The sequence below is a fragment of the Streptomyces alboniger genome, assembly GCF_008704395.1.
In the GTDB taxonomy this organism is placed as follows: domain Bacteria; phylum Actinomycetota; class Actinomycetes; order Streptomycetales; family Streptomycetaceae; genus Streptomyces; species Streptomyces alboniger.
Window position 1 is genome coordinate 2,054,184 of the sequence record NZ_CP023695.1, and the last position, 26,323, is coordinate 2,080,506.

Here is a 26,323-nt window from a genome sequence, read left to right on the forward strand (position 1 = left end):
GGGGCCCGGCCCTGAACGCTGCCGACGCCTAAGGCGTGATCGCGCCCGTCAGTTGTCGTCCTCGTCGATGAGGAAGCCACGCATCGGCGACGGAGCCTGCTGCATCGGCTGCTGGCCCTGCGGCCGCACCGGCGCCATCGGCTGGGTCATCGCCGGGGACATCTGCTGCTGGCCGCCGTAGGACGGGCCGCTGCCCGGCTGGTTTCCGCCACCCATCGACTGGTTGCCGCCGTAGGACGGGGCACCGGCGCCGGCCGGGGCCATCGACGGCGCCGGGGACGGCGGCAGCGAGGCGGTGGCCGGAGTGCGCGGCGGGGCCAGCGAGTCGTCGGCCTGGGTCTCCAGCTGGCGCAGCTGCGACTCCAGGTAGGACTTCAGACGCGTGCGGTACTCGCGCTCGAAGCCGCGCAGGTCCTCGACCTTGCGCTCCAGCGTGGCGCGGGCGGACTCCAGGGAGCCCATCGCGACGCGGTGCTTCTCCTGCGCGTCCCGCTCCAGGGCGTCGGCCTTGGCACGGGCGTCACGCTCGAGACCCTCGGCGCGCGAACGGGCCTCGCCGACGATCTTGTTGGCCTCGGAACGGGCCTCCGCGATCGCCTGGTCGGCGGTCTGCTGCGCGAGGGACAGCACGCGAGCGGCGCTGTCGCCACCGGGGCCCTGACCGGGCTGCGGCATCTGCGGACCGTGGCCACCCATGGGACCGCCCATGGGGCCGCCCATGGGACCCTGACCCATCGGGCCGGGACCCTGCGGACCGCCCTGCTGGCCATGTCCCTGACCGTGGCCGCTGGGACCTGCGGGCAGCTGCGGAGCGCCACCGGGCAGCTGCGGCGGGCCACCCATCGGGCCACCCATCTGCTGCTGCGGCGGGACCGGCTGCGGACCCGATATAGCGGCGGGCACGGGGGCGCCGGGACCGCGCTGGTCCTGCGGGCCGTCGGGACCCTTGCGCATACCGCCCTGCTGCTGGTTCTGAGCAGCGGCGCGGGTGGCGGCGGCCAGCTTGGCGCGCAGGTCCTCGTTCTCGCGGAGCAGGCGGGTCAGTTCGGCTTCGACCTCATCGAGGAAGGCATCGACCTCGTCCTCGTCATAGCCTTCTCGGAGGCGGACGGTCGTGAACTGCTTGTTCCGCACGTCCTCGGGGGTCAACGGCATCTCTTCACCTCAACGTAGTCGTCGGCATTCGGCAAGAACGTAGTTGACATCGCGCTCACAGCCGGCTCACGACGGAGATCAGGATGTAGACGATGATCATCAGCACGAAGAAGGACAAGTCGAGCGCCACGCCCCCGAGACGCAGCGGCGGAATGAACCGCCGCAGAAGCTTGAGCGGTGGATCAGTGACAGTGTAGGTGGCCTCCAGAACGACCACCATCGCCTTGCCGGGTTGCCATGAGCGGGCGAACTGGAAGACGTAGTCCATGACCAACCGGAAGATCAGCACGATGAGGAAGCACATCAGCGCGATGTAAAGCACCTGCAAGACCACGCTCATGTTCGCGCTTCCCTCTCCCCTGATACTCGTACTGCGTCGTTCCGATACTGCGTCTAAGGCAACTACTTCATCTACTGCGTCTCAGCTCTGGTTGAAGAACCCGCCCTCTGCGATGCGAGCCTTGTCCTCCGCCGTTACATCGACGTTAGCAGGCGACAACAGGAACACCTTCTGCGTCACTCGCTCAATGCTGCCATGCAGCCCGAAGACCAGACCGGCGGCAAAGTCGACAAGTCGCTTCGCGTCGGTGTCGTCCATCTCGGTCAGATTCATGATCACCGGAGTGCCCTCGCGGAAGTGTTCCCCGATGGTACGGGCCTCGTTGTAGGTCCGCGGGTGCAATGTGGTGATGCGGTAGGGCTCCCGCTCGGACACGACCTTGGGCATGATCACCGGTGCGTTCTTCTCCAGGCTCTGGCGTTCAGGTGTGATGGATGCCACGGGGGCGATTCGTGCCGGACGTCCGGATTCCGCGGCCAGCGAAGCGGAATGGGCCGCCGGTTCACGGGGGGCGGGTGGCTGCACCACTCGTACCGATTCGTCCCGTTGGGACTGATGGGACTGGTGCGGCGGTTCGTGCCGCCTGCGGTCGCGCTCGGGTTCCGGCTCGGGTTCGAACTCGTCATCGGGGTCGAACCCCGGACCGTCGTACCCGTCGTCCTCCACGAGGCCGAGGTAGACCGCCATCTTGCGCATCGCGCCGGCCATGCTCTGAGTCCTCCGCTCTGTGGTGGATCGGCTGTCGTCACCAACTGCCCGCGATCCACGAGGTATCCCCGCCCAACAGCGAGAATGACCATATTTTCTGCTGTGGTCCGACTTCTTGGCGACGTTACCCGAGCCCGGGTCGGACTCCGAGTACCGCCGTACCGACGCGCACATGTGTCGCCCCGGCCGCAACGGCCTGTTCGAGGTCCGCACTCATCCCTGCTGACACCATGTTCGCAGCCGGATGAGTCGCGCGCATGAGGGTTGCGAATTCCATCAACCGCTCGAACGCCGCCTGTTGCCGTCCCGCGTACGGTCCGGTGAGCGGGGCCACGGTCATCAGACCGTCGAGCCGCAGCCCGGGCGCCCCGGCGACGAGGTCGGCCAACTCTTCGATTCCGCCCGGGCCCACGCCGCCGCGCTCCCCCCGGCCGTTCTCCTCGGCGTCGAGCGCGACCTGGATCAGGCAGCCCAGCTCCCGCTCCGCGCGCACCGCGGCCGTCGAGAGGGCCGTGACGAGCTTGGGCCGGTCCACGGACTGCACCAGATCGGCATAACTGACCACGGAACGGACCTTGTTGGTCTGCAACTGACCGACAAAGTGCCAGGTGAGGGGGAGATCCGCGCACGCGGCGGCCTTAGGTGCCGCGTCCTGGTCGCGGTTCTCCGCGACGTGGCGCACGCCGAGTTCCGACAGGATGCGCACATCGCTCGCCGGATAGGTCTTGGTGACCACGATCAGGGTCACTTCTTCCCGCTTGCGCCCGGCCGCGTCGCAGGCGGCGGCGATGCGCTCCTCGACCTTCGAGAGATTCGCCGCGAGTTCGGTCCTACGGTCCGTCATGCGTTATCAGTCCAGCCAGACATAGCCCGCGAGGCGACCGGTCGTGCGGTCGCGGCGGTACGAGAAGTGGTCAGCGGATTCCAGCGTGCACACCGGCGACTGCTCCCGGTCGCGCACCCCGAGCCGCTCCAGCTGTGCGTGCACCCCCGCGGTCACGTCGACCGCCGGCGTACCCCAGCTCGTCTCGGCGTACGCCGCGGGCTCGACGGCGGCCACGTCGTCGCGCATCGCCCCCGGCACTTCGTAACAACGCCCGCAGACGGCGGGACCGGTGCGGGCGGTGATGCGCCCCGGCTCCGCGCCGAGCTTCACCATGGCCTCGACGGCGGCAGGAACGACGCCCGCCACCATCCCGGGGCGCCCGGCGTGCGCCGCCGCCACGACCCCGGCGGCCGGATCGGCGAGCAGGACGGGCGTGCAGTCGGCGGTCAGTACGGCGAGGGCGAGGCCCCTGCGGGCGGTCACCACCGCGTCGACGGAAGGGATCTCGGCCCCGGCGCCCCAGGGCCCGTCGACCACGGCGACATCGCGGCCGTGCACCTGGTTCATCCAGACGACCCGGGCGGGGTCGACGCCGAGGGACGTGGCGGCCAGCGTCCGGTTCTCCCGGACGGCGTCGGCGTCGTCGCCGACCGCGCCGCCGAGATTCAGCTCCTCGTACGGAACGGCGCTCACCCCGCCCCACCTGTCGGTGAAGGCGAAGTGCGCGCCGCTCACGGTGCTGTGCTTGCTTATCACTTCGAGAGGTCCGGTATCACTTCAAGAAGTCCGGCACGTCCAGCTCTTCGGCCTGGCTGTCCTGGTACGGACGGGCCGGCGGGACCTGCGGCGGGGTCGCGGACGTGGACGGGGCCTCGCTCGCCGGGGCCGCCTCGGCGGGCTCCGGGGTCGAGGGCTCGTCACGCGTCGTGACGCTGCCGAGGCCGCTGAAGGCCGGGCGGGACGGTTCGGCGGGACGCGAGGGCCCGGCCGGGGGCGGCGTCGGCTCGTCCCGCTTGGCGGCGGATCCGGAGCCGGCGGCCGAGCCGAGGACGGTGTCCCGCTTGGACGGCGGCTGCCCGCCGTCGAAGCCGGCCGCGATGACGGTGACTCTGACCTCGTCGCCGAGCGCGTCGTCGATGACCGCGCCGAAGATGATGTTGGCCTCGGGGTGCGCGGCCTCGCTGACCAGCTGGGCCGCTTCGTTGATCTCGAAGAGGCCGAGGTCCGAGCCGCCGGAGATGGAGAGCAGCACACCGCGGGCGCCGTCGATGGACGCCTCCAGGAGCGGCGAGGAGATCGCCATCTCGGCCGCCGCCACCGCACGGTCGTCGCCGCGGGCCGAGCCGATGCCCATGAGCGCCGAACCGGCCTCGGACATGACCGACTTGACGTCGGCGAAGTCGAGGTTGATCAGGCCGGGCGTGGTGATGAGGTCGGTGATGCCCTGGACACCGGAGAGCAGGACCTGGTCCGCCGACTTGAAGGCGTCGAGGACGGAGACCTGGCGGTCCGAGATGGACAGCAGTCGGTCGTTGGGGATGACGATGAGGGTGTCGACCTCTTCGCGCAGCTCCGCGATGCCGTCCTCGGCCTGGTTGGCGCGGCGGCGGCCCTCGAAGGTGAACGGCCGGGTGACCACGCCGATGGTGAGGGCGCCGAGCGAGCGCGCGATGTTGGCGACGACGGGTGCGCCGCCGGTGCCGGTGCCACCGCCCTCGCCGGCGGTGACGAAGACCATGTCGGCCCCCTTGAGGACCTCCTCGATCTCCTCGCGGTGGTCCTCTGCGGCCTTGCGGCCGACGGCCGGGTTGGCGCCGGCGCCGAGGCCGCGGGTGAGTTCACGGCCGACGTCGAGCTTGACGTCGGCGTCGCTCATCAACAGGGCTTGCGCGTCGGTGTTGATGGCGATGAACTCGACGCCCTTGAGACCGACCTCGATCATCCGGTTGATGGCATTGACACCACCGCCGCCGACACCGATGACTTTGATGACTGCGAGGTAGTTCTGCGGTGCTGCCACGTCGAAGGCCTCTCGCCTCGAGTTACGTGTCGCCGCATCGCATCGATGCGAAGCGGCGACTGATGCCGAATGGGACGGTCCGAACGCCGACCCGAACCCTAACGCTGAAGTTTAGGGTTACCAGTGTGTCTGTTCCCTGGACTCTTCCGAACAGGACACTAAGTCGACAAGTGGCGCACGTTCAACGAACACGCCGAACCTCCCGTTTTTCTTTTCACCCTATGTGATCAGCCGTAGCGATGCCGAACCAGGGTGCTGGCCTGCACAGATACGCGTCAACTCCCAGATGACGCAGGGGCCGTGGGGACGCTCACATCGAAGTGCCGTGCCTCAGGGGCCGCTTTCATCAGCGCGGTGAGGGTAGTGGCTTTCGTACGCCCCTTCTCGCCACTGCCCCAGACGACCGTACGGCCATGGCTCAACTCCAGCGAGATGGAGTCGTACGAGCGGACCTTGACGCTCCGAGTATCCCGGGCGACGGCTTCGGGCAGGTCACCGGCGACCCGCACCGCTTCCCGCAGCAGCCGGTCGGTGCCGAAGCGGCGCAGGCTGGCCGCCCCGCTCTCCTGATCCGGCGTCAATTCGAGCCGCGGGATACCCTTGGGCGCGTGCTCGACCGTGGCGAATCGCACTCCCTCGGCGTCCACTTCGACGAACTTTTCGCCCTTTTCGATGAGGAGAACCGGCTTGCGTTCCGTCACTTTGAGCCCGATTCCGTGCGGCCATGACCGGACGGCCTCAACCGAGGCAATTCGGGGCAATTTCGAGCGCAGTCGGCTCTCAAGAGCGTCCGTGTCGACCGAAATCAGCGGTGCCCCGAGGGGGGCCTCCGCCGCTTCGACGACCGCTTGAGGCGTCAGTATCCGGGTGCCGGAGGCCTGCACGCTCTCCAGGCGCAGCCACGGCGAGCCGTAGAGCACCCAGCCGCCCCCGGCCGCGAGGAGCGCGGCGAGGACCAGGCCCAGGATCAGGGCGCGGGAACGCGGCAGCCCGGCGCGGCGGGTGCGCTGCGGGCGGGGCGGGCCGGACTTCTTCTGCTGCCGTTCGGCGGTGGTCGGTCCGGCCACGGTCCCCTGCCTTCTCACGCGTTGCGGCGTGACGCAATCGCCTCGTACACCATGCCGACGAGCAGCTCGTCGGCGTCCCTGCGGCCGAACTCCGAGGCGGCGCGGGACATCTCGTACAACCGGTGCGGATCCGCCAGGACGGGCAGGACGTTGCCCTGGACCCACTCGGGCGTCAGTTCCGCGTCGTCGACCAGCAGTCCACCGCCCGCCTTGACCACCGGCTGGGCGTTCAGCCGCTGTTCGCCGTTGCCGATCGGCAGCGGGACGTAGGCGGCGGGGAGCCCGACGGCGGAGAGTTCGGCGACGGTCATCGCGCCCGCGCGGCAGAGCATCATGTCGGCAGCGGCGTACGCGAGGTCCATCCGGTCCACGTACGGTACCGGGATGTACGGGGGCATTCCCGGCATCTGCTGCACATGCGGCAATTCGTTCTTGGGTCCGACCGCGTGCAGGATCTGGATGCCCGCGCGCTGGAGCACCGGCGCGACCTGCTGGACCACCTCGTTGAGCCGCCGGGCGCCCTGGGAGCCGCCGGAGACCAGCAGCGTCGGCAGGTTGGGGTCGAGGCCGAAGGCGGCGCGCGCCTCCGGGCGGACCCGGGCCCGGTCGAGCGTGGCGATCGTGTGGCGCAGCGGGATGCCGATGTAGCGGGAGTTGCGCAGCTTGCTGTCGGGGGTGGCGACGGCCACCCCGTGGGCGTACCGCGAACCGATCTTGTTGGCGAGTCCGGGGCGCGCGTTGGCCTCGTGCACGACGATCGGCACCCCGGCCCGCTTGGCCGCGAGATAGCCGGGCAGGGCGACGTAGCCGCCGAAGCCGACGACACAGTCCGCCTTGGTGCGCTCCAGGATCTGCTCGGCCGCCTTGATGGTGCCGCGCAGCCGCCCCGGGACGGTGATCAGTTCAGGGGTGGGCTTGCGTGGCAGCGGGACGGCCGGGATCAGCGCGAGTTCGTAGCCCCGCTCGGGTACGAGCCGGGTCTCGAGTCCGCGCTCCGTGCCCAGGGCCGTGATGCCCACGGTCGGGTCCTGCCTCCGCAGGGCGTCCGCGAGGGCGAGCGCGGGCTCGATGTGGCCGGCGGTCCCCCCACCGGCGAGTACGACATGCACCGAAATTCACCGCTCTCCGGACGAACGCGCCTTGGCGCGCCGTCGCATCGTGTTCCATCTCACCCGAGGTTGCCGCATGGCCAGGGCCGCCTTCGCAGCGGGGTCCGATCGCGCGAAGGCGATGAGGAGCCCGATGGCGAACATGGTCGGCAGCAGGGCCGAACCCCCGTAGGAGAACAGCGGGAGCGGGACTCCGGCGATCGGCAGCAGACCGAGCACCGCACCGACATTGATCACGGCCTGGGCCGTGATCCAGGTGGTCACGCCTCCCGCGGCATACCTCACGAAGGGGTCCTCCGTGCGTCCGGCCACGCGGATACCCGCATAGCCTAGAGCCGCGAAGAGGGCGAGCACCGACAGTGTCCCCGCCAGACCGAGTTCCTCCCCGGTGATGGCGAAGATGAAGTCGGTGTGCGGTTCCGGCAGTTGACCCCATTTTTCCACACTGGCGCCCAGTCCGGAACCGAAGAATCCGCCGGAGGCCAGGGCGTAGATGCCGTGTACGGCCTGCCAGCACTGGTCGCCGGGGCCCGGATCGGTGGCGCCGATGCAGGCGAGCCTCGCCATGCGGTTGGGGCTCGTCTTGATGAGGATCACACCGAGCAGGGCCGCGATGCCGAGCACGCCCGCGAAGAGCCGGGTGGGCGCGCCGGCGAGCCACAGCAGGCCGAAGAGGATCGCGGTGAGAATGATCGCGGTGCCCATGTCGCCGCCGAGCATGATGAGCCCGAGCAGCATGAAGGCGACCGGGACGAGCGGCACCAGCATGTGTTTCCACTGGGTCAGAAGCCGCTTGTCGTGTTTACGGGCGAGCAGATCGGCGCCCCACAGGACCAGGGCGAGCTTGCCGAACTCGCTGGGCTGGAGCTGGAACGGACCGCCCAGGTAGATCCAGTTCTGGTTGCCGTTGACGCTGCGCCCTATCCCCGGGATCTGGACGAGGACCATGAGGAAGACGGTCACCGCGAGCATCGGGTAGGCGAGCGCCCGGTGGAGTTTGACGGGCATCCGCATCGCGAGGAGCAGCAGGACCGTGCCGAGCACGGCGGCGACGAACTGCTTGCGGAAGAAGTACGAGGCGGGCAGGTCCAGCTGGAGCGCCTGGATCATCGACGCGGAGTAGACCATCACGAGGCCGAGCACGGTGATCAGCAGGCTGCTGCCGAAGATCAGGTAATACGCCGTGAGCGGCCGGTCCCAGGCCTTGCGGACCCTGGTGCGCAGCCGCCGCAGTCCGCTCTCGCCCGGAGGGTGGGAGGTACCTCTGGCGCGTACCGGAGCCGGTCGTCTGGGGACCCGCACGGAAGACCTGGCCACGTTCCCCTCCCAAGGGTGTGCCCGGCGCCTGCCGGGCGGAAGACCCGGTCAGGCGCGCGTGGAGCCGAGTTCGCGGACGGCGTCCGCGAAGGCTTCCCCACGCTTGTTGTAGTTGGTGAACATGTCCATCGACGCACAGGCCGGGGCCATCAGCACGGTGTCCCCCGGCTGAGCCAGCTCCGCCGCCCGCCGTACCGCCTCGGACATCGCCCCAGTGTCGGTCCGGTCGAGGTCGACGACCGGGACCTCGGGGGCGTGTCGCGCGAGGGCTTCACGGATCAGCGCGCGGTCGGCGCCGATGAGGACGACGCCGCGCAGCCGCTTGGCGGCACCCGTGACGAGTTCGTCGAAGGTGGCGCCCTTGGCGAGTCCGCCGGCGATCCAGACGATCGACTCGTACGCCGCCAACGAGGCCTGTGCCGCGTGGGTGTTGGTGGCCTTGGAGTCGTCGATGTAGGCGACCTCGGCGACCTCGGCGACGTGCTCGATGCGGTGGGCGTCCGGGCGGAAGGCGCGCAGGCCGTCGCGTACGGCCGTCGCCGGGACCCCGAAGGCGCGCGCGAGGGCCGCCGCGGCCAGCGCGTTGGCGATGTTGTGCGGCGCGGGCGGCTTGACGTCGGAGATCTCGGCGAGCTCCTGGGCCTGCTTCTGGCGGTCCGGCACGAACGCACGGTCGACCAGGATGCCGTCCACGACGCCCAGTTGCGAGGGCGCGGGCGCGTTCAGCGTGAAACCGATGGCGCGGCAGCCCTCTTCCACGTCGGCCTCGCGGACCAGTTCCTCGGTCGCCCCGTCGGCCACGTTGTAGACGCAGGCGATGTGGTTGCCCTCGTAGATACGTCCCTTGTCGGCGGCGTACGCCTCCATGGAGCCGTGCCAGTCGAGGTGGTCGGGCGCGAGGTTCAGGACCGCCGCGGAGTGGGCGCGCAGGGAGGGCGCCCAGTGCAGCTGGTACGAGGACAGTTCGACGGCCAGTACGTCGTACGCGTCGTCGCCTTCCAGGACGACGTCCACGATCGGGGTGCCGATGTTGCCGACGGCCACCGTGCGCAGGCCCGCCGCCTCCAGGATCGAGGCGAGCATCTGCGTGGTCGTGGTCTTGCCGTTGGTGCCGGTGATGGCGAGCCAGGGCGCCGCGTCGGGCCCGCGCAGCCGCCAGGCGACCTCCACGTCGCCGATGACGTCCACGCCCGCCTCCGCGGCCGCCGCGAACAGCGGCGACGACGGCTTCCAGCCGGGCGAGGTGACGACGAGGTCCGTGCCGGGCGGCAGGCTCGAAGCGTCTCCCAGGCGTACGGCGATGCCCTCGCCCCGGAGCGAGGCGGCGCGTTCCTCGTGCGCCGCTCCGGAGCCGCCGTCCACCACGGTCACCGACGCGCCGAGGCCGGCCAGGGCGCGGGCGGCGCTGATGCCGCTCACGCCGAGACCGGCGACGGTGATGCTCTTGCCCTGCCAGTCGTGCGCAGTGGTCACTTTTCGGCTGCCCATCCCGCGTAGAAGAGACCGAGGCCGACGATCACGCACATGCCCTGGATGATCCAGAAGCGGACCACCACAAGGACCTCGGACCACCCCTTGAGTTCGAAGTGGTGCTGGAGTGGCGCCATGCGGAAGACGCGCTTGCCGGTCAGCTTGAACGAGCCGACCTGGATGACGACCGACATGGTGATCATCACGAAGAGGCCGCCGAGCAGCGCGAGGAGCAGCTCCGTGCGGGAGCAGATCGCGAGGCCCGCGAGCGCGCCGCCGAGGGCGAGCGAACCGGTGTCACCCATGAAGATCTTGGCGGGCGAGGTGTTCCACCACAGGAAGCCGAAGCAGGCACCCATCAGGGCGGACGCCACGACCGCGAGGTCGAGCGGGTCTCTGACCTCGAAGCACGCCTGGGGGTTGGTCAGCGTCGTCGCGTTGGCGCAGGACTCCTGGTACTGCCAGACACCGATGAAGGTGTACGCGCCGAAGACCATCACGGAGGCGCCGGTGGCGAGGCCGTCCAGACCGTCCGTGAGGTTCACGCCGTTCGACATCGCGAGGATCATGAACAGCGCCCACACCACGAACAGGACCGGGCCGATCGACCAGCCGAAGTCCGTGACGAACGACAGCTTGGTGGAGGCCGGCGTCTGGTTGCGGTTGTCCGGCCAGTTCAGCGCGAGCACGGCGAAGCCGATGCCGACGATCAGCTGGCCGGCCATCTTCGCCTTGGCGCGCAGACCGAGCGAACGCTGCTTGACGATCTTGATGTAGTCGTCGAGGAAGCCGACGAGGCCCATGCCCGCCATCAGGAAGAGCACCAGCAGACCGGAGAGCGTGGTCTCCGTGCCCGTGATGATCTTCGTGAGGAAGTAGGCGATGAGCGTGGCCAGGATGAACGCGATGCCACCCATGGTCGGCGTACCGCGCTTGCTGTGGTGCTCGCGCGGGCCGTCGTCCCGGATGAACTGGCCGTAACCCTTGCGGGCCAGGAGTTTGATCAGCAGCGGGGTGCCGACCAGGGTCAGGAAGAGCCCGATCACACCCGCGAAGAGGATCTGCCTCATCGGCCGGAGACCTGCCCCTCAGAAGACACCGCGGCGTCGTCGAGCAGCGCCGTGGCGACCCGCTCGAGACCGACCGATCTGGACGCCTTCACCAGTACGACGTCTCCCGCGCGCAGCTCGCTGCGCAGCAGGTCGATCGCCGCCTGTGCGTCGGACACGTGCACCGACTCCTCACCCCACGAACCCTCGTTGTATGCGCCCAGTTGGAGCCAGGACGCTTCCCTGCCCCCGACTGCCACGAGCTTGCTCACGTTGAGCCGGACGGCAAGGCGTCCGACCGCGTCGTGCTCGGTGAGACTCTCGTCCCCCAGCTCGGCCATCTGACCGAGCACCGCCCACGTCCTGCGCCCCTTGCCCATGGCCGCGAGCGCGCGCAGAGCGGCTCGCATGGACTCGGGGTTCGCGTTGTAGGCGTCGTTGACGACCGTCACACCGTCCGGGCGCTCGGTGACCTCCATCCGCCAGCGGGACAGCGTGCCCGCCTCGGAGAGCGCGAGGGCGATCTCGTCGACGGACATGCCCAGCTCATGGGCGACGGCGGCCGCGGCAAGCGCGTTCGACACGTGGTGCTCACCGTACAGCCGCAAGGTCACGTCGCTGCACCCGGAGGGTGTGTGCAGCGTAAAAGCAGGCTGTCCGTTCTTCGTGAGACGGACATTCTCGGCACGTACGTCGGCGTCCTCGGCCTCTCCGAAGAGCAGCACGCGCGCCTTCGTACGCGACGCCATGGCGCGTACGAGCGGGTCGTCGGCGTTGAGGACCGCGGCGCCGTCCTCGGGCAGCGCCTCGACCAGCTCGCCCTTCGCTTGTGCGATCTGCTCGCGGCCGCCGAACTCGCCGATGTGGGCGGTGCCGACGTTCAGGACGAGGCCGATCTTCGGCGGCGTGAGCCCGGCGAGGTACCGGATATGGCCGATTCCGCGCGCCCCCATCTCCAGGACGAGGAACCTCGTGTCGTCGGTGGCGCTGAGCGCGGTCAGCGGCAGGCCGATCTCGTTGTTGAGGGAGCCCGGCGTGAAGACCGTGGGCGCCTTGCGGCGCAGCACCTGGGCGAGCAGGTCCTTGGAGCTGGTCTTGCCGACCGAGCCGGTCAGTGCCACCAACGTGGCGCCGAGGCGCTCGACGACGTGCCGTGCAAGGGCGCCGAGCGCCGCCTGTACGTCGTCGACGACGATGGCGGGCACCCCGACGGGCCGCGACGCGAGGACGGCCGCGGCACCCGCCGCGACGACGTCCGCCGCGTAGTCGTGGCCGTCGACGCGCTCGCCGACGAAGGCGACGAAGAGGCTGCCGGGCTCCACCTCACGGGAGTCCCGGACGACGGGTCCGGTGACCTGGATGGCCGGATCCGGTATGTCGTACGTCTGCCCGCCGACGACGGTGGCGATCTCGGCGAGGGAGAGGGCGATCACAACTTCATCCCTGGGTTTGCTGGATAGCTTCGCGAAGCACCTGGCGGTCGTCGAAGGGACGCACCACCCCGGCGATGTCCTGTCCCTGCTCGTGGCCCTTGCCCGCGACCAGGACGGTGTCGCCCGGTTCCGCGCGGACGACGGCCGCGCGGATGGCGGCGGCACGGTCCTCGAACACGGCGACGTCGCCGCGCTCGTGGATCGGCACCTCGGCGGCGCCGGCGAGCATCGTGGCGAGGATCGCGAGGGGGTCCTCGCCACGGGGGTTGTCGGAGGTCAGTACGGCGGTGTCGGCGAGGCGGGCCGCGGCCGCGCCCATCGGCATCCGCTTGGTCTTGTCGCGGTCGCCGCCGCAGCCGAGCACGATGTGCAGCTTGCCCTCGGTGACCTTGCGCAGCGCGCGCAGGACCGATTCGACGGCGTCCGTCTTGTGGGCGTAGTCGACGACCGCGAGGTAGGGCTGGCCCGCGTCGACGCGCTCCAGGCGGCCCGGCACACCGGGCACCGCGGCGATGCCGTCGGCGGCCTGCTGCGGGTCGATGCCCGCGGCGGCCAGCGAGACGATCGCGGCGAGGGTGTTGGCGACGTTGAAGGGCCCGGCCAGCGGCGACTTGGCGGTGATCCGCTCGCCCTTGGGGCCGACGGCGACGAACGTCGAGTCGAGCGGCCCGACCACGACGTCCTCGGCGCGCCAGTCGGCGTCCGGGTGCCCCTCGGCGGAGAAGGTGATGACGGGCACCTCGGACTCGGTGATGAGCCGACGCCCGTACTCGTCGTCGAAGTTGACCACGCCGAGCCGCGAGCGCCGCTTGGTGAACAGCTGCGCCTTGGCCTGGAAGTAGTCCTCCATGCCGGAGTGGAACTCCATGTGCTCCGGGCTGAGGTTGTTGAAGACGGCGACGTCGAAGACGCAGCCGTCCACCCGCCCGAGCACCAGGGCGTGGCTGGAGACCTCCATGGCGACCGCCTCGACGCCGCGCTCGCGCATCACCGCGAACAGGGCCTGGAGGTCGGTGGCTTCGGGGGTCGTGCGTTCCGACTTGATGCGCGTCTCGCCGATGCGCATCTCGACCGTGCCGATGAGGCCGGTCGCGCGCAGGCCCTTGAGGCCGCCCTCGACGAGGTACGCGGTCGTGGTCTTGCCGGACGTGCCGGTGATGCCGATCTGTAGGAGGTCGCGGCCCGGGTGGCCGTAGACCGTCGCCGCGAGTTCGCCCATCTCGTCGCGCGGGCTTTCGACGACCAGGACCGGGAGGCCGGTCGCGGCCGCGCGCTCGGCGCCGGTCGGGTCGGTGAGGATCGCCGCGGCGCCGAGGTCGGCGGCCTGCGCGACGAAGTCGGCGCCGTGCATCCGGGCGCCGGGCAGCGCGGCGTAGATGTCACCGGGGCGCACCGCGCGGGAGTCGTGCGTGATGCCCGTGATCTCCGTGCTGGCCGCGTCTGCCTCGACCGCGACGTCCAGCTGGCCCGCGAGCTCCGTCAGTGAGGCCGCGAAGACCTGTTCCGGCCGCGGCGGTCCCGGATATGTCACGGGAGCGCCCTTCTGGGTGGTTTGGGACTGATCAGCGTGTGGCACGGCGGTGAGCGTACCGGGCGTACCCCTCTCGGGGCGAAGCGGGCGGTGTGGCGAGGGGTGGTTCCCCGGGCCGGGGGTGATCGTTGTCACGGGCGGTTCCTGGTCGGTCTCAGGGCTCGAAGGTCACGGGGAGGCGGGCCGGGCCGCTTCCCGTGGGCGGGACTTGGAGGGTCTTCAGGGCGAACTCCATCACTTCCTTGTAGATGGGTCCGCAGATCTGACCGCCGAAGTAGCTGCCCTTGGTGGCGTTCTGGATCGCGCAGTAGACCGTGACACGCGGCTTGTCTGCGGGCGCGAAGCCGGCGAAGGACGAGGTGTAGCCCTTGTAACGGCCGGTCGCGGGATCGACCCGGTTGGCCGTACCGGTCTTGCCGGCGACGCGGTAGCCGGGAATGCGGGCCTTGGTGCCGGTGCCCTCCTCGTCGTCGACCACGGATTCGAGCATCTGCGAGACGGTCTTGGCCGTCCTGTCGCTCACCACCCGGGTCTTCTTGGGCTTCGGCGCGGGCGTGAAGCGGCCGTCGGGGCCCTTCGCGCCGCGGACCAGGGTGGGCTCGACGCGTACGCCGCCGTTGGCGATCGTCGAGTAGACCGAGGTGGCCTGCATGGCGTTGATCGAGACGCCCTGGCCGAACGGGATCGTGAACTGCTGCGAGGTGGACCACTTGGCTGCGGGCGCGAGGATGCCGGACGTCTCGCCCGGGAAGCCGAGCCCGGTCTCCTTGCCGAGGCCGAACTTGCGCAGGTACGAATAGAGGACCTTGTTGGCCTCCTGCTGCGTCCTGCCCAGCTGTCCGGTGGCGAGGATCGTGCCGATGTTCGAGGACTTGGCGAGCACGCCGTTGAGCGTCAGGTGCCAGGTGGGGTGGTCGATGTCGTCCTGGAAGAGGCGGTCGCCGCGGTGCAGGCGGTTGGGCACCGTGACGTGGGTGCCGGGGGTGGCCACGTTCTCCTCGAGGACCGCCGCCATCGACATGACCTTGGCGGTGGAGCCGGGCTCGAAGGCGTCCTGAAGCGCGGCGTTGCCGAGCGCCGCGCCGTTGGCCTTCGAGAGGTCGTTCGGGTCGAAGCCGGGGGCGTTGGCCATCGCGAGGACCTCGCCGGTCCTGGTGTCCTGCACTATCACGTAGCCGCGGTCGGCCTTGGACTTCCTGACCTGCTCGGTGATGGCGTTCTGCGCGGCCCACTGGATGTCGCGGTCGATGGTGAGTTCGACGTCGGAGCCGGGCACGGCGGGCGTCTCCGTGGAGCCCGCGGTCGGTACCTGACGGCCGCCGGACTGGGCGTAGCGGATCTTGCCGTCCTCGCCCGCCAGCTGCTTGTCGAGCTGCCGTTCGAGGCCGCCGCCGCCCTCGCCGTCGGCGTTGACCCAGCCCAGTATCCCGGCGGCCAGATCGTGGTTCGGGTAGACCCGCTTGCTGCTCGGGTCCGCGAGGACGCCGGCCAGGACGTTCGGGGAGCCGGGGTCGACGCTCGCCTTCTCGGCGAGCGCGCCGCGCAAGTCTTTGATCTGCTTCCACACCTGGGGGGTCTGGCGGCGCGCGAGCAGGACGTAGCGCGTGTTCGGCTTCTTGAGCTTCTTGGTCAGCTCGGCGACGTCCTTGTCGAGGATGGGGGCCAGGAGCGCCGCCGCCTGCTCGGGGGCGTCCTTGGTCCTCGCCTCCTTCGGCGTGAACAGCGTGGGGTCCGCCGTGATGTCGTACGCGTCCACACTGGCGGCCAGTTCGACGCCGCCGCGGTCGGTGATGCGCCCGCGCTCGGCGGCCAGGGTGTGCGTGAAGTAGCGGTTCTTCTCGGCCTTGGCCGCGTACACGTCCGCGTCCACCGCCTGCACCTGGAGCAGCCGCACGACGAAGGCCAGCATCACCAGCGTCAGGCCCAGACTGACCATGCGAAGGCGCGGGCGGGGGCTGCCCAGGCGGATGGTGCGGGGCTTGGCCTTCGCGGCGGGGCGACGGGTGGCGGGGCGGCGTCCCGCGGCTGCCGGGCGGCGGGGCGCGCCGGGGCGCGCGGGCCTCGCGGGCCCTGGCACCCGGCGCCGCGGGGGTTCCCTGTCGGACACTTAACGTCACCTGCCGGAGGTCGTCGTGGGGCCGGGGTTCGTGGGCTCGGGGTTCGTGGGCTGGGGGGCCGCGGTGCGCGCGGCGGTGGGCGCCGGGGCGGAGGGCCGGGCCGAGAGGGAGGCCTGGACGGAGGGCCGGGCCGGGGCGGAGGCCTGCGCCGGGAGGGAAGCCTGGGCGGAGGCCTCGGCCGGGGACCGGACCGGGATCGGGACGGAGGCCGCGGGAGACGCCACCTCTTGGGGGCGCGGCGCGGACGGGCGCAGCGCCGAGGGGCGGGCGGGAGCGGCGCCGGGCACGCCGCGCACGCTCCCGTCGGGGTTCAGGAAGGCGGGATCGCCGCCGGGGACCATGCCGAGTTCGTCGGCGCGCCGCTTGAGGGCGTCGGGGGCCGAGTAGCTGTCCACGTCGCGCTGGAGCTGCTGCTCCTCCTCGGTGAGGTCCTTCGTCTCCTTCTTCAGCTCGCTCACCTGGAACGAGCCTTCGTTGAGGGAGGAGTTCAGGATGAGCAGCGTGATCAGTCCGCCGCCGAGGAGCAGGACCACCAGGAGGACGAAGGGCGTGCGCGCGGCCTGGTTGGGGCCCTGCGGAAGCAGTCGCGCGAGGCGGGCGGCCCTCCCCCGCAGCTCGGGCTTCTTGCTCATGGAGCCTCCTCGCGGACTCAGCTCGGCGGACGTAAGCTCACGGGCCTCTCGGTGTTCCGGGGGCCCGGCCTCAGCCGACGTCCTCCCGGACACGCTGGGCGCCCCGCAGTCGCGCCGGGGCCGCCCTGCGGTTCTCGGCGACCTCTTCCTCCGTGGGCAGTTCGGCGCCGCGGGTCAGGAGCTTGAGGCGCGGCTGGTAGCGCTCGGGGACGATGGGCAGGCCGGGCGGCGCGGTGTTGGTGGCGCCTGCCGCGAACACCTGCTTGACCAGGCGGTCTTCGAGCGAGTGATACGACAGGACGGCGATCCGGCCACCGACTGCGAGCGCCTTCACCGCGGCCGGGATCGCCCGCTCCAGGACGCTCAGTTCGCCGTTGACCTCGATGCGCAGGGCCTGGAAGGTGCGCTTGGCGGGGTTGCCGCCGGTGCGCTTGGCGGCCTGCGGCAGGGAGTCGCGGATGAGTTCGACGAGCCGCGCGCTGTTGCTGAACGGCTCCTTCTCGCGCTCGCGCACGACGGCGCTCACGATGCGCTTGGCCTGCTTCTCCTCGCCGTACTGGCGCAGGATCCGCACCAGTTCGCCGGGCGCGTACGTGTTGAGGACCTCGGCGGCGCTGATGCCGGTCGTCTGGTCCATGCGCATGTCCAGGGGCGCGTCCTGGGCGTACGCGAAGCCGCGGTCGGCCTCGTCGAGCTGCATGGAGGAGACGCCGAGGTCGAACAGGACGCCCTGGACGCGCGGGACGTCCAGGCGGTCGAGGACCTCGGGGAGTTCGTCGTAGACGGCGTGCACCAGGGTGGCCCGGTCGCCGTAGGGAGCGAGTCGCTCGCCGGACAGGCGCAGCGCTTCCTTGTCGCGGTCCAGGGCGATGAGGCGGGCCGCGGGGAAGGTCGCCAGGAGGGCCTCGCTGTGGCCGCCGAGGCCGAGGGTGCAGTCGACGACGACCGCGCCGGGCTCGGCGAGAGCGGGGGCCAACATGTCCAGGCACCGCTGGAGCATCACCGGGACGTGTCGGCTGTTGTCGGTCAAGGGGCCCTCTCAGGTCCGGCGCGGCGTTCGTACGCACTGCCGGGTCCCCGCCCGCTCCGGGAAGGGGAATGGCCTGCCGGCGCCGGGGAAGTGGCGTCAGCCGACCGGGAGCGGGAGGAGGCCGAGCCGTACGTACGCGCCGCGCACGTGGGGATTCAGGGAATCTCCGGGATGTGCGGTCCAGTGGGGAGCAGGTCACGTCTCCCGCTTCGCGTCACTTTAGTCCACGGTGTCGCCCGGTCAATCAACCGGCCTGCGCGTCGCGGACGGGTCGGGAACGGAGTCGTGAATCGGGCGAAGTCACCCATTCGGCCGCGCCCTCCGCAGCCCTGTGGTTTACCTCACAACAAGAGTCTTTGACGTTCTTTGTCCCCTCCCACAGCGGGCCGAGTCGATCAATGACCACTAACGTCTTCCCCATGTCGACTTCCGCATCCCCCTCGGGCCACAGCCCCGCAGAGCCGATCGGCGACATAGCCGTCGGCACGGTCACCGACCGCCTGGTCGCAGCGAACGAGCGGTACGCCGCCGGCTTCACCGATCCGGGCATGGACGCCCGCCCCGTGGGGCGCGTCGCCATCGTGGCCTGTATGGACGCCCGTCTCGACCTGCACGGCGCGCTCGGTCTGAACCTGGGCGACTGCCACACCATCCGCAACGCGGGCGGCGTGGTCACCGACGACGTGATCCGCTCCCTGACCATCAGCCAGCGCGCGCTCGGCACCCGCAGCGTGGTCCTCATCCACCACACCGGTTGCGGCCTGGAGTCCCTCACCGAGGAGTTCCGGCAGGACCTGGAGAACGAGGTCGGGCAGCGGCCGACGTGGGCGGTGGAGTCCTTCCGCGACGTCGAGCAGGACGTACGTCAGTCGATACAGCGCGTGCGGACCTCGCCGTTCCTGCTGCACACGGACGACATCCGCGGATTCGTGTTCGACGTGAAGACGGGTCTGCTGCGGGAGATCGACCCTGCGTGACTAACAAAAGGTCGTAAGGCCCTACAAATCGCCGCCAGTTATCCACAGGCGAGTGACACGACCCGTCATGCCCAACAACAATGCGGGGGTGACACCACGCGGAACCATCACGCGTGGTGTCGGTGAATTCGGGGTGGCCCGGGCCGCGCACACGATGAGCGGCCCGGAATTGGGGTATCCCTGCTCCTTCGCGAGCTTGGGTAAGGGCCGAGGAGGGCCGGGTGACGACGTATGACGATCGAGCGAGCCTCACAGATCTGACCACGACAGCGGAGCGTGTCCGCAGGTCGGTGGAGGGTGTGATCGAGGGCAAGCCGGAGGTCGTACGGCTCTCGCTGACCGTGCTCCTCGCCGAGGGGCACCTGCTCATCGAGGATGTGCCGGGCGTGGGCAAGACCATGCTCGCCAAGGCGCTCGCACGGTCCATCGACTGCTCGGTGCGCCGGATCCAGTTCACGCCCGACCTGCTGCCCTCGGACATCACCGGTGTGTCCATCTTCGACCAGCAGCGCAGGGACTTCGAGTTCAAGCCTGGCGCGATCTTCGCGCAGATCGTGATCGGCGACGAGATCAACCGCGCCTCTCCGAAGACGCAGTCCGCGCTCCTGGAGTCCATGGAGGAGCGTCAGGTCACCATCGACGGGCAGACGTACGAACTGCCCAGCCCGTTCATGGTGGTGGCCACGCAGAACCCCGTGGAGATGGAGGGGACCTATCCCCTGCCCGAGGCGCAGCGCGACCGTTTCATGGCGCGCGTCTCGATCGGCTATCCGGGCCCTGAGGCCGAGTTGCAGATGCTCGACGTGCACGGCGGTGTCTCGCCCCTGGACGACCTCCAGCCGGTGGCGCACGCGCACGACATCGTGAAGCTCATCGACGCGGTCCGCACGGTCCACGTCGCCGAGAGCGTGCGGCGGTACGCGGTCGACCTCGTCGCCGCGACGCGCAACCACCCGGACCTCAGACTCGGGGCCTCCCCGCGCGCGACGCTGCATCTGCTGCGCGCCGCCAAGGCCTCCGCGGCGCTCAGCGGCCGGGAGTTCGCCCTCCCGGACGACGTGCAGGCCCTGGCCGTAGCGGTCCTCGCGCACCGCCTGCTGCCCACCGCACAGGCCCAGCTGAACAGGCGTACGGCCGAATCGGTCGTCCTCGAAATCCTCCACCACACCCCGGTCCCCGCCGCCGCCCAGCCGGGCGGCGGCTTCTTCGACCAGCAGCCGCCCGGCACGCGGAGGCTGTGATGGCAGCCGGGGGGAGGCCGGCGGGCCCCGCCGAGGACGGCAGGGGCGGGGTGCGCACGGCTCTCGCGGGCCTGACCACCCGCGGGCGTTCCTTCCTCGCGGCCGGCGTCGCCGCCGCCGTCTGTGCCTACGTCCTCGGCCAGAGTGACCTGCTGCGCGTCGGGCTGCTGCTCGCCGTGCTGCCGCTGGTCTGCGCCGCCGTCCTCTTCCGAACCCGCTACCGCGTCGCGGGCAGCCGCAGGCTCTCCCCCTCGCGCGTGCCGGCCGGTTCGGAGGCCCGCGTGCACCTGCGCATGGACAACGTCTCGCGGCTGCCCACGGGCCTGCTGATGCTCCAGGACCGGGTGCCGTACGTCCTCGGGCCCCGGCCCCGCTTCGTGCTCGACCGCGTCGAGGCGGGCGGGCGCCGCGAGGTGTCCTACCGCGTCCGCTCCGACCTGCGCGGCCGCTACCCGCTGGGTCCGCTGCAACTGCGCCTCGCGGACCCCTTCGGGATGTGCGAACTGACCCGCTCCTTCTCGACGTACGACACCCTGACGGTCATCCCGCGCGTGGAGTCGCTGCCGCCGGTGCGGCTCACGGGCGAGGCCAAAGGGTACGGCGACGGGCGCAACCGCTCCCTCGCGCTCGCCGGTGAGGACGACGTCATCCCGCGCGGGTACCGCCACGGCGACGATCTGCGCCGGGTGCACTGGCGCTCCACCGCGCGCTACGGCGAGCTGATGGTGCGCCGCGAGGAGCAGCCGCAGCGGGCCCGCTGCACGGTGCTCCTGGACACCCGGGGCGCCGGCTTCCGGGGCGCGGGCCCCGACTCGGCGTTCGAGTGGGCGGTGTCGGGCGCCGCGTCCACGCTGGTGCACATGCTCGAACGGGGCTTCTCGGTAAGACTGTTGACCGACACCGGCACCTCCGTGCCGGGCGAGGGCTCCGACGGCTTCGCGGGCGCGAGCCAGGAGTCGGCGGACGCGGCCGGGCTGATGATGGACACCCTCGCGGTGATCGACCACTCCGCCGAGGCGGGGCTCTCTCGCGCGTACGACGTGCTGCGCGGTGGCAACGAAGGCCTCCTCGTCGCCTTCCTCGGCGACCTCGACGAGGCGCAGGCGGCGGTGGCCGCCAAGATGCGCCAGCGCAGCGGCTCCGCGGTCGCCTTCGTCCTGGACAGCGCGGCCTGGGCGCTGGGGCCCGGCGGTGTGCCGTCCGGCGCCGGTGACGCGCGGGTGCGGATGCTGCGCGAGGCGGGCTGGACCGCCCTCCCCGTGCTCCCGGGGGCGAGCCTGACGGAGCTGTGGCGCCAGGCCGACCACGCGCGCACGAGCGCGGGCCCCGCGCCCGCCGCGGGGACGACGACCGGGGGCTGGGCATGACGACCGGGGCTGGGCACGAGGGCCGGGGGCCGCACATGCGGACGCGTACGACAGTGGGGGGACGGTCATGAGTGGACGCGCGCGGCTCGCGCTGTGTGCCACCGCGGCGACGCTGATGGCCTCGGGCGCGCTGCTGCCGCTGGTCGATCCGGCGACGTGGTTCCTCCAGGCGGTGATCCTGCTGGCGGTGCAGAGCGGGGCGGGCGCGCTGGCCCGGCGGGTGCCGCTGGCCAGGGTGCTCACGGTGGCGGTGCAGGCGCTGGTGTCGCTGCTGCTGCTCACCCTGGTCTTCGCCCGCGAGCAGGCCGTCGCGGGGATCCTGCCGGGACCCGAGGTGTTCCGTCGCTTCGGCATGCTCCTCGAAGCGGGCGGCGACGACGTCGGGCGGTACGCGATCCCGGCGCCGCTCAGCGACGGCATCAGGCTGATGCTGGTCGGCGGGGTCCTGGTGATCGGCCTCGCGGTGGACGCGCTGGCGGTGACGTTCCGTACGGCGGCGCCCGCGGGGCTGCCGCTGCTCGCGCTGTACTCGGTCGCGGCGGGGCTCTCCGGTGACGGCGCCGGATGGCTGTGGTTCCTGCTCGCCGCCGCCGGGTATCTGCTGCTGCTCCTCGCGGAGGGGCGGGACCGGATCTCCGCGTGGGGCCGGGTGTTCGGCGGCGCGGCGCGCGCTCCGGGGCGGGTCTCCGGAGGCCTGGAGAGCAACACCGGAGCGATCGCCCCGGTCCGCACGGGGCGGCGCATCGGCGCCCTCGCCCTGGGCATCGCCCTCGTGGTGCCGCTCGCGCTGCCGGCTCTGGACGGCGGCCTCCTGGGCGGCTCCGGCGGCCCTGGTGGAAGCGGCTCGGGCGGCGGCGGGACGATCTCCGCCGTGAACCCCCTGGTCGCGCTCCAGGACAGTCTGAACCAGCCGGAGGACCGCGAGGTCCTCTCGTACCGCACGAACGCCGAGCGCACCGACGAGCTGTACCTGCGGATCGTCTCGCTCGACCAGTTCGACGGCACCACGTGGAAGACCACCGTCCGGCGCATCGAGGACGTGCCGTCCCCCCTGCCGGACCCCCGGGGGCTGTTCCCCGAGGTCCGCAGGACCGAGGTCCGGACGACCATCTCGGCCGCCGACGGCTACGCGCAGAACTGGCTGCCCATGCCCTTCCCCGCCAGCCAGGTCGAGATCGACGGCCGCTGGCGGTACGAGCCGGTGGGCCGCGCGCTCGTCGGTGACCGGGGGCAGACCACGCGCGGCGCCGAGTACCAGGTCAGGAGCCTGGTCGTGGAGCCCACGGCCGAGCAGCTGGCGAACGCGTCCTCGCCCCCCTCGGACCTGCGGCGCGAGTTCACGAAGGTGCCGGACTCCCTGCCGGGAATGGTCGCGGACACCGCGCGCCAGGTCACCAAGGGCGCCTCGAACCCGTACGAGCAGGCGGTCAAGCTCCAGGACTACTTCGCCTCGGACGGCGGCTTCACGTACAACACGCAGGTGCGGGCGGGCAGTGGTCCTGCCGCGATCGAGAAGTTCCTGAAGCAGAAGGAGGGCTTCTGCGTCCACTTCTCCTTCGCGATGGCCTCCATGGCGCGCACGCTGGGCATACCGGCGCGTGTCGCGGTGGGCTTCACGCCGGGCTCCGCGCGGGCCGACGGCTCCATGTCGGTCGGGCTGCGCGACGCCCACGCCTGGCCCGAGCTGTACTTCGAGGGGGTGGGCTGGACCCGTTTCGAACCGACCCCGAGCCGCGGTTCGGTGCCCGAGTACACCCGCTCGGACGTCCCCTCCGATGACGCGAGCGACCCGGACAGCCCCGCGCCGTCCCGCGCGGCGGAGCCGTCCACGGCGCCCTCGGCGTCCGACAGCTGCCCGCCCGACATGAGGAAGCAGGGCGGCTGCGAGAGCGCCGCCCCGCAGATCGCGGCCGGTTCGGGCGGCGACGGACCGCCCGTCGGGACGATCGTCCTGGTGGCCCTGGCGGCGCTGCTCGTCATCACGGTTCCGCTGCTGCCCCTGCTGTGGCGGACCCGCGTCCGGACGGCGCGACTGGGTTCCGGCGGCCGTACGCCCTCGGACACCGCCGCGCGGACCCTCGCGGCCTGGCGGGAGGTGACGGATACGGCCTGGGACCACGGCATTGAGCCGGACGAGTCACAGACGCCCCGGAAGGCCGCCGCGCGGATCGTCCGCATCGGGCAGCTGCCCGCGGGGCCCGCTGAGGCGGTCCACCGGGTGGCGACCTCGGTGGAACAGGTGCTCTACGCTCCGGACCCGCGGCTTCCCGTGGCGGGGCTCTCCGATGACGTACGGCGCGTACGGGAGGGGCTGCACGCCTCGTCGACCCGTTCCGCCCGGCTGCGGGCGGCACTCGCGCCGCGTTCGGCCGCACGGGTGGTGTGGGCGGTCTCGGACCGCTGGACGGCGTTCAGCGCACGCTGGAGCGAGCGGGTCGCGAAGCGGTGGACGGCACTGACGCGGAGGCTGCCGCGAAGGGCTTCGCAGCAGGAGGGATGAGGTGCGGGGGTCCCCCTGTGGGCCCCCGCCGCCGAGACACACGTGAGGGGTGACCGCCGAGCCGGCGGTCACCCCTCACACACGCTCACATCTGTTGGGTCAGCCTTGCGGGGCCGAACTCACTGACCACCCTGCTGTTCGTCGCGGCGGCGCTGCCACCGCTGCTCGATGCGGTCCATGACGGAACGGCGCTGTCGCGTCTGCCGACGGGCCTGGGGCCCGCCCTGCGCCGCGGCCGCGCCCGAGGGCTGTTCACCCGGCTTCGGCGCCTTGCGCCAACCGGTGACGGCGAGCACCGCGCAGCCCAGCATGACGAGGAATCCCACCACGCTGATCCAGATCTGCTGGGCGACCATTCCGGCCATGAGAAGGGCGATACCCACCAGGAAGCCGACGACCGCTTGGTAGACCCGCTTCCGGGTGTACGTACGCAGCCCGCTTCCCTCAAGCGCTGTCGCGAACTTGGGATCTTCGGCGTACAGCGCTCGCTCCATCTGCTCGAGCATGCGCTGCTCGTGCTCCGAGAGCGGCACGGAGTCCTCCTCATCGTGCAGTCGCCGGGGGCGACCGGGGGTCCCCTTCAGGATAGGCAGGGAATCGCCCCCGTGAAACCCGCCCCTCTGCGCCAACTTCGCCAAACCGGACCTTCACATCGCTCCGGCTCACTGAAGCGTGCATTCCCCAGTGGCCGAACCGTCATGCAGGACGGTGTCCCTCGATCATACGGCGCCTGTAGCCCGTTCGGGGGGCCTGTGGCGTACTCCATCTGCGGCTGCGTCGCTGATCAGCAGGGCAGCCCCGGCCGCATCTCAGGCCTCGGTGGTACCGCGCGCCTCACCGAGTACGTGCAGCTGGGTGGCCACCGAGTGGAAGGCGGGCAGCTCGGCGGCGGCGGCCTCCAGCTGGAGGAGGGCCTCCATGGCGCCCGGCTCGGTGTCCACCAGGACGCCGGGGACCAGGTCGGCGAAGACCCGCACGCCGTGCACCGCGTCCACGCGCACGCCCGCGGCCTCCACCAGCTCGGTGAGCTGCTCGGCGGTGAAGCGGCGCGGCACGGGGTCGCCCGCGCCCCAGCGGCCCGCCGGGTCGGTGAGCGCCGCCTGGGCCTCCTTGAAGTGCCCGGCGAGGGCGCGCGCCAGCACGGCTCCGCCGAGGCCCGCGCCGAGCAGGCTGAGCACTCCGGAGGGCCGCAGCGCGTCGACGGCCAGGCGGACGCCTTCGGCGGGGTCGTCCACGTACTCCAGGACGCCGTGGCACAGAACGGCGTCGAAGCCGCCGCGCTCGACCACGTCGAAGAGGCCGAGCACATCGCCCTGGACTCCGCGCACCCGCTCGGCGACGCCGGCCTCGGCGGCCCTGCGCTCCAGTGCGAACAGGGCGTTCGGGCTGGGGTCAACGACCGTGACCCGGTGGCCCAGTCCGGCGACGGGCACCGCGAAGTTGCCGCTGCCGCCTCCGGTGTCGAGCACGTCGAGTGCGGTGCGCGACTCCCGGGCGGTGACCTCCGCGCGGCGGTCGAGGGCGTCCTTCAGGACGTCCCAGACCACGGCGGTACGCAGAGACGCACGGGGGCGGGAGGGGTCGGAGCGCACCGACGCCGCGTGAGGGCGGTGGTGGGAGACGGGCGGGCGCATCGGGTCCGACACGGCAGTTGACTCCTCGGCGCGTGGGGTTGCGATCAACCCCACCTTATTGCCTGCCGTGCGGTGCCCCGGTCACCCGTCCCGCGGGCGCACGCGCCGGTCAGCCCGCGTCCGGCCGCTCCTCTCCGCGGTCCGGCCGCTCCTGCCTCGCCTGGGGCAGAACGGGCTGGAGCACCAGCATCCGCTCGACCAGGCGCAGGAACATCGCCACGTCACGGAGCAGGTCGTCGGCGTCGCGGGCGGTGGCGGCGCCCTGGATGCCCGCCTCCGCGCGGGCCCGGCGGGCGGCGCCGGAGGCGAACAGGGCGCTCCATTCGGTCAGTTCGGGGGCTATCTCGGGGAGGACTTCCCAGGCGCTGCGGATGCGCTGCCTGCGGCGCGGGCTCGTCTCGGGGCGGCCGCGCGCGGCCAGCACGGCGGCGGCGGTGCGCAGGGCGGCGAGGTGGGCGGTGGCGTAGCGCTCGTTCGGAGTGTCCAGGCGGGCGGCCTCGTCGATTCCGGCGCGGGCCTGGGCGAGCAGTTCGAGGGCGGCGGGCGGGGCGGTCGCGCGGCGCAGGACGGGGTGGACATCGCTCGCCGGGCCGGTCAGTGAGGGCGCGGGGCGCACGGCGCGGTGCCGGTGTGCGGCTGCTGCGGAAGTGCTGGCCATGACGAACCTCCTGTCGTCTGTGACGGCGCGGTGGCCGTATGTGCCCATCGTGGAGTACCCCACTGACAATCGGCCTTGACCTGCTCCTTTGCCCCGGGCGGGGGTGCAGGCTTACTTTTGTACTGACCAGTCAGTTCAAAAG

Annotated in this window: 23 protein-coding genes; 4 read left to right on the forward strand and 19 right to left on the reverse strand. The window is 71.2% G+C overall.

What is annotated here, in order from left to right:
- Window positions 1–48 precede the first annotated feature (48 nt).
- From CP975_RS09030 to rsmH, 16 genes are all read right to left on the reverse strand, one after another.
- Entirely contained in the window at window positions 49–1,155 is a 1,107-nt protein-coding gene (locus tag CP975_RS09030; RefSeq protein ID WP_030783887.1) for a DivIVA domain-containing protein, read from the reverse strand.
- Window positions 1,156–1,210: 55 nt separating this feature from the next.
- Window positions 1,211–1,495 carry a YggT family protein gene (locus CP975_RS09035; protein WP_055528652.1) on the reverse strand — a complete coding sequence of 95 codons (285 nt, stop codon included), beginning with the start codon at window positions 1,493–1,495 and terminating at the stop codon, window positions 1,211–1,213.
- A gap of 81 nt (window positions 1,496–1,576) precedes the next feature.
- Complete coding sequence (locus tag CP975_RS09040) at window positions 1,577–2,203, reverse strand: cell division protein SepF (protein ID WP_030783880.1); 627 nt, start codon at window positions 2,201–2,203, stop codon at window positions 1,577–1,579.
- 124 nt (window positions 2,204–2,327) lie between these two features.
- A complete protein-coding gene (locus tag CP975_RS09045) occupies window positions 2,328–3,047 on the reverse strand; it encodes a YggS family pyridoxal phosphate-dependent enzyme (protein ID WP_030783878.1) in 720 nt (239 codons plus the stop codon).
- A 6-nt stretch (window positions 3,048–3,053) separates the two neighbouring features.
- Window positions 3,054–3,764, reverse strand: coding sequence for a peptidoglycan editing factor PgeF (gene pgeF / locus CP975_RS09050; RefSeq protein WP_167532676.1), 711 nt, complete (start codon window positions 3,762–3,764; stop codon window positions 3,054–3,056).
- 37 nt (window positions 3,765–3,801) lie between these two features.
- Window positions 3,802–5,049: a cell division protein FtsZ gene (gene ftsZ / locus CP975_RS09055; protein WP_055528650.1), complete on the reverse strand. Its 1,248-nt coding sequence runs from the start codon at window positions 5,047–5,049 to the stop codon at window positions 3,802–3,804.
- Window positions 5,050–5,324: 275 nt separating this feature from the next.
- Entirely contained in the window at window positions 5,325–6,116 is a 792-nt protein-coding gene (locus CP975_RS09065) for a cell division protein FtsQ/DivIB (protein ID WP_055528671.1), read from the reverse strand.
- Between the two features lie 14 nt (window positions 6,117–6,130).
- Complete coding sequence (murG, locus tag CP975_RS09070; RefSeq protein ID WP_055528648.1) at window positions 6,131–7,225, reverse strand: undecaprenyldiphospho-muramoylpentapeptide beta-N-acetylglucosaminyltransferase; 1,095 nt, start codon at window positions 7,223–7,225, stop codon at window positions 6,131–6,133.
- Window positions 7,226–7,231: 6 nt separating this feature from the next.
- A complete protein-coding gene (gene ftsW / locus CP975_RS09075) occupies window positions 7,232–8,542 on the reverse strand; it encodes a putative lipid II flippase FtsW (protein WP_055528647.1) in 1,311 nt (436 codons plus the stop codon).
- A gap of 48 nt (window positions 8,543–8,590) precedes the next feature.
- Complete coding sequence (murD, locus tag CP975_RS09080) at window positions 8,591–10,015, reverse strand: UDP-N-acetylmuramoyl-L-alanine--D-glutamate ligase (RefSeq protein WP_246201439.1); 1,425 nt, start codon at window positions 10,013–10,015, stop codon at window positions 8,591–8,593.
- On the reverse strand, window positions 10,012–11,082 hold the full coding sequence (gene mraY / locus CP975_RS09085) for a phospho-N-acetylmuramoyl-pentapeptide-transferase (RefSeq protein WP_030783859.1): 1,071 nt from the start codon (window positions 11,080–11,082) through the stop codon (window positions 10,012–10,014). Before mraY ends, murD begins: the two co-directional genes overlap by 4 nt.
- Complete coding sequence (locus CP975_RS09090; RefSeq protein ID WP_055528645.1) at window positions 11,079–12,494, reverse strand: UDP-N-acetylmuramoyl-tripeptide--D-alanyl-D-alanine ligase; 1,416 nt, start codon at window positions 12,492–12,494, stop codon at window positions 11,079–11,081. Before CP975_RS09090 ends, mraY begins: the two co-directional genes overlap by 4 nt.
- Window positions 12,495–12,498: 4 nt before the next feature.
- Window positions 12,499–14,160, reverse strand: a complete 1,662-nt coding sequence (locus tag CP975_RS09095) for a UDP-N-acetylmuramoyl-L-alanyl-D-glutamate--2,6-diaminopimelate ligase (RefSeq protein WP_150476739.1) — start codon at window positions 14,158–14,160, stop codon at window positions 12,499–12,501.
- 19 nt (window positions 14,161–14,179) lie between these two features.
- Entirely contained in the window at window positions 14,180–16,132 is a 1,953-nt protein-coding gene (locus tag CP975_RS09100) for a peptidoglycan D,D-transpeptidase FtsI family protein (RefSeq protein ID WP_150476740.1), read from the reverse strand.
- 6 nt (window positions 16,133–16,138) lie between these two features.
- Window positions 16,139–16,774: a cell division protein FtsL gene (ftsL, locus tag CP975_RS09105; RefSeq protein WP_150476741.1), complete on the reverse strand. Its 636-nt coding sequence runs from the start codon at window positions 16,772–16,774 to the stop codon at window positions 16,139–16,141.
- Between the two features lie 70 nt (window positions 16,775–16,844).
- Window positions 16,845–17,804 carry a 16S rRNA (cytosine(1402)-N(4))-methyltransferase RsmH gene (gene rsmH, locus CP975_RS09110; RefSeq protein ID WP_150476742.1) on the reverse strand — a complete coding sequence of 320 codons (960 nt, stop codon included), beginning with the start codon at window positions 17,802–17,804 and terminating at the stop codon, window positions 16,845–16,847.
- A gap of 356 nt (window positions 17,805–18,160) precedes the next feature.
- Here rsmH and CP975_RS09115 point away from each other — a divergent pair, with 356 nt between their 5' ends.
- The 4 genes from CP975_RS09115 (at window position 18,161) to CP975_RS09130 (ending at window position 23,889) form a co-directional block, all read left to right on the forward strand.
- Window positions 18,161–18,781: a beta-class carbonic anhydrase gene (locus CP975_RS09115; RefSeq protein ID WP_150476743.1), complete on the forward strand. Its 621-nt coding sequence runs from the start codon at window positions 18,161–18,163 to the stop codon at window positions 18,779–18,781.
- 221 nt (window positions 18,782–19,002) lie between these two features.
- Window positions 19,003–20,022, forward strand: coding sequence for an AAA family ATPase (locus tag CP975_RS09120; RefSeq protein ID WP_055534049.1), 1,020 nt, complete (start codon window positions 19,003–19,005; stop codon window positions 20,020–20,022).
- Window positions 20,022–21,389, forward strand: coding sequence for a DUF58 domain-containing protein (locus CP975_RS09125; RefSeq protein WP_055534047.1), 1,368 nt, complete (start codon window positions 20,022–20,024; stop codon window positions 21,387–21,389). The genes CP975_RS09120 and CP975_RS09125 overlap by 1 nt, the downstream gene beginning before the upstream one ends.
- Window positions 21,390–21,456: 67 nt before the next feature.
- Window positions 21,457–23,889 (forward strand): transglutaminase TgpA family protein, encoded by a 2,433-nt coding sequence (locus tag CP975_RS09130; RefSeq protein WP_055534045.1) that lies wholly within the window; start codon window positions 21,457–21,459, stop codon window positions 23,887–23,889.
- Window positions 23,890–24,008: 119 nt separating this feature from the next.
- Here CP975_RS09130 and CP975_RS09135 read toward each other — a convergent pair whose 3' ends face one another.
- From CP975_RS09135 to CP975_RS09145, 3 genes are all read right to left on the reverse strand, one after another.
- Window positions 24,009–24,422: a DUF3040 domain-containing protein gene (locus tag CP975_RS09135; protein WP_055534043.1), complete on the reverse strand. Its 414-nt coding sequence runs from the start codon at window positions 24,420–24,422 to the stop codon at window positions 24,009–24,011.
- 276 nt (window positions 24,423–24,698) lie between these two features.
- Entirely contained in the window at window positions 24,699–25,535 is an 837-nt protein-coding gene (locus CP975_RS09140; protein ID WP_055534041.1) for a class I SAM-dependent methyltransferase, read from the reverse strand.
- 97 nt (window positions 25,536–25,632) lie between these two features.
- Window positions 25,633–26,181 carry an SAV_6107 family HEPN domain-containing protein gene (locus tag CP975_RS09145; protein ID WP_055534040.1) on the reverse strand — a complete coding sequence of 183 codons (549 nt, stop codon included), beginning with the start codon at window positions 26,179–26,181 and terminating at the stop codon, window positions 25,633–25,635.
- Between the last annotated feature and the right edge of the window lie 142 nt (window positions 26,182–26,323).

What these genes read in the sequence shown, in the direction of transcription:
- CP975_RS09030 (WP_030783887.1), bottom strand. Translation starts at nt 1,155, where the DNA reads ATGCCGTTGACCCCCGAGGACGTGCGGAACAAGCAGTTCACGACCGTC.
- CP975_RS09035 (WP_055528652.1), bottom strand. Translation starts at nt 1,495, where the DNA reads ATGAGCGTGGTCTTGCAGGTGCTTTACATCGCGCTGATGTGCTTCCTC.
- CP975_RS09040 (WP_030783880.1), bottom strand. Translation starts at nt 2,203, where the DNA reads ATGGCCGGCGCGATGCGCAAGATGGCGGTCTACCTCGGCCTCGTGGAG.
- CP975_RS09045 (WP_030783878.1), bottom strand. Translation starts at nt 3,047, where the DNA reads ATGACGGACCGTAGGACCGAACTCGCGGCGAATCTCTCGAAGGTCGAG.
- mraY (WP_030783859.1), bottom strand. Translation starts at nt 11,082, where the DNA reads ATGAGGCAGATCCTCTTCGCGGGTGTGATCGGGCTCTTCCTGACCCTG.
- ftsL (WP_150476741.1), bottom strand. Translation starts at nt 16,774, where the DNA reads ATGAGCAAGAAGCCCGAGCTGCGGGGGAGGGCCGCCCGCCTCGCGCGA.
- CP975_RS09125 (WP_055534047.1), top strand. Translation starts at nt 20,022, where the DNA reads ATGGCAGCCGGGGGGAGGCCGGCGGGCCCCGCCGAGGACGGCAGGGGC.
- CP975_RS09130 (WP_055534045.1), top strand. Translation starts at nt 21,457, where the DNA reads ATGAGTGGACGCGCGCGGCTCGCGCTGTGTGCCACCGCGGCGACGCTG.
- CP975_RS09145 (WP_055534040.1), bottom strand. Translation starts at nt 26,181, where the DNA reads ATGGCCAGCACTTCCGCAGCAGCCGCACACCGGCACCGCGCCGTGCGC.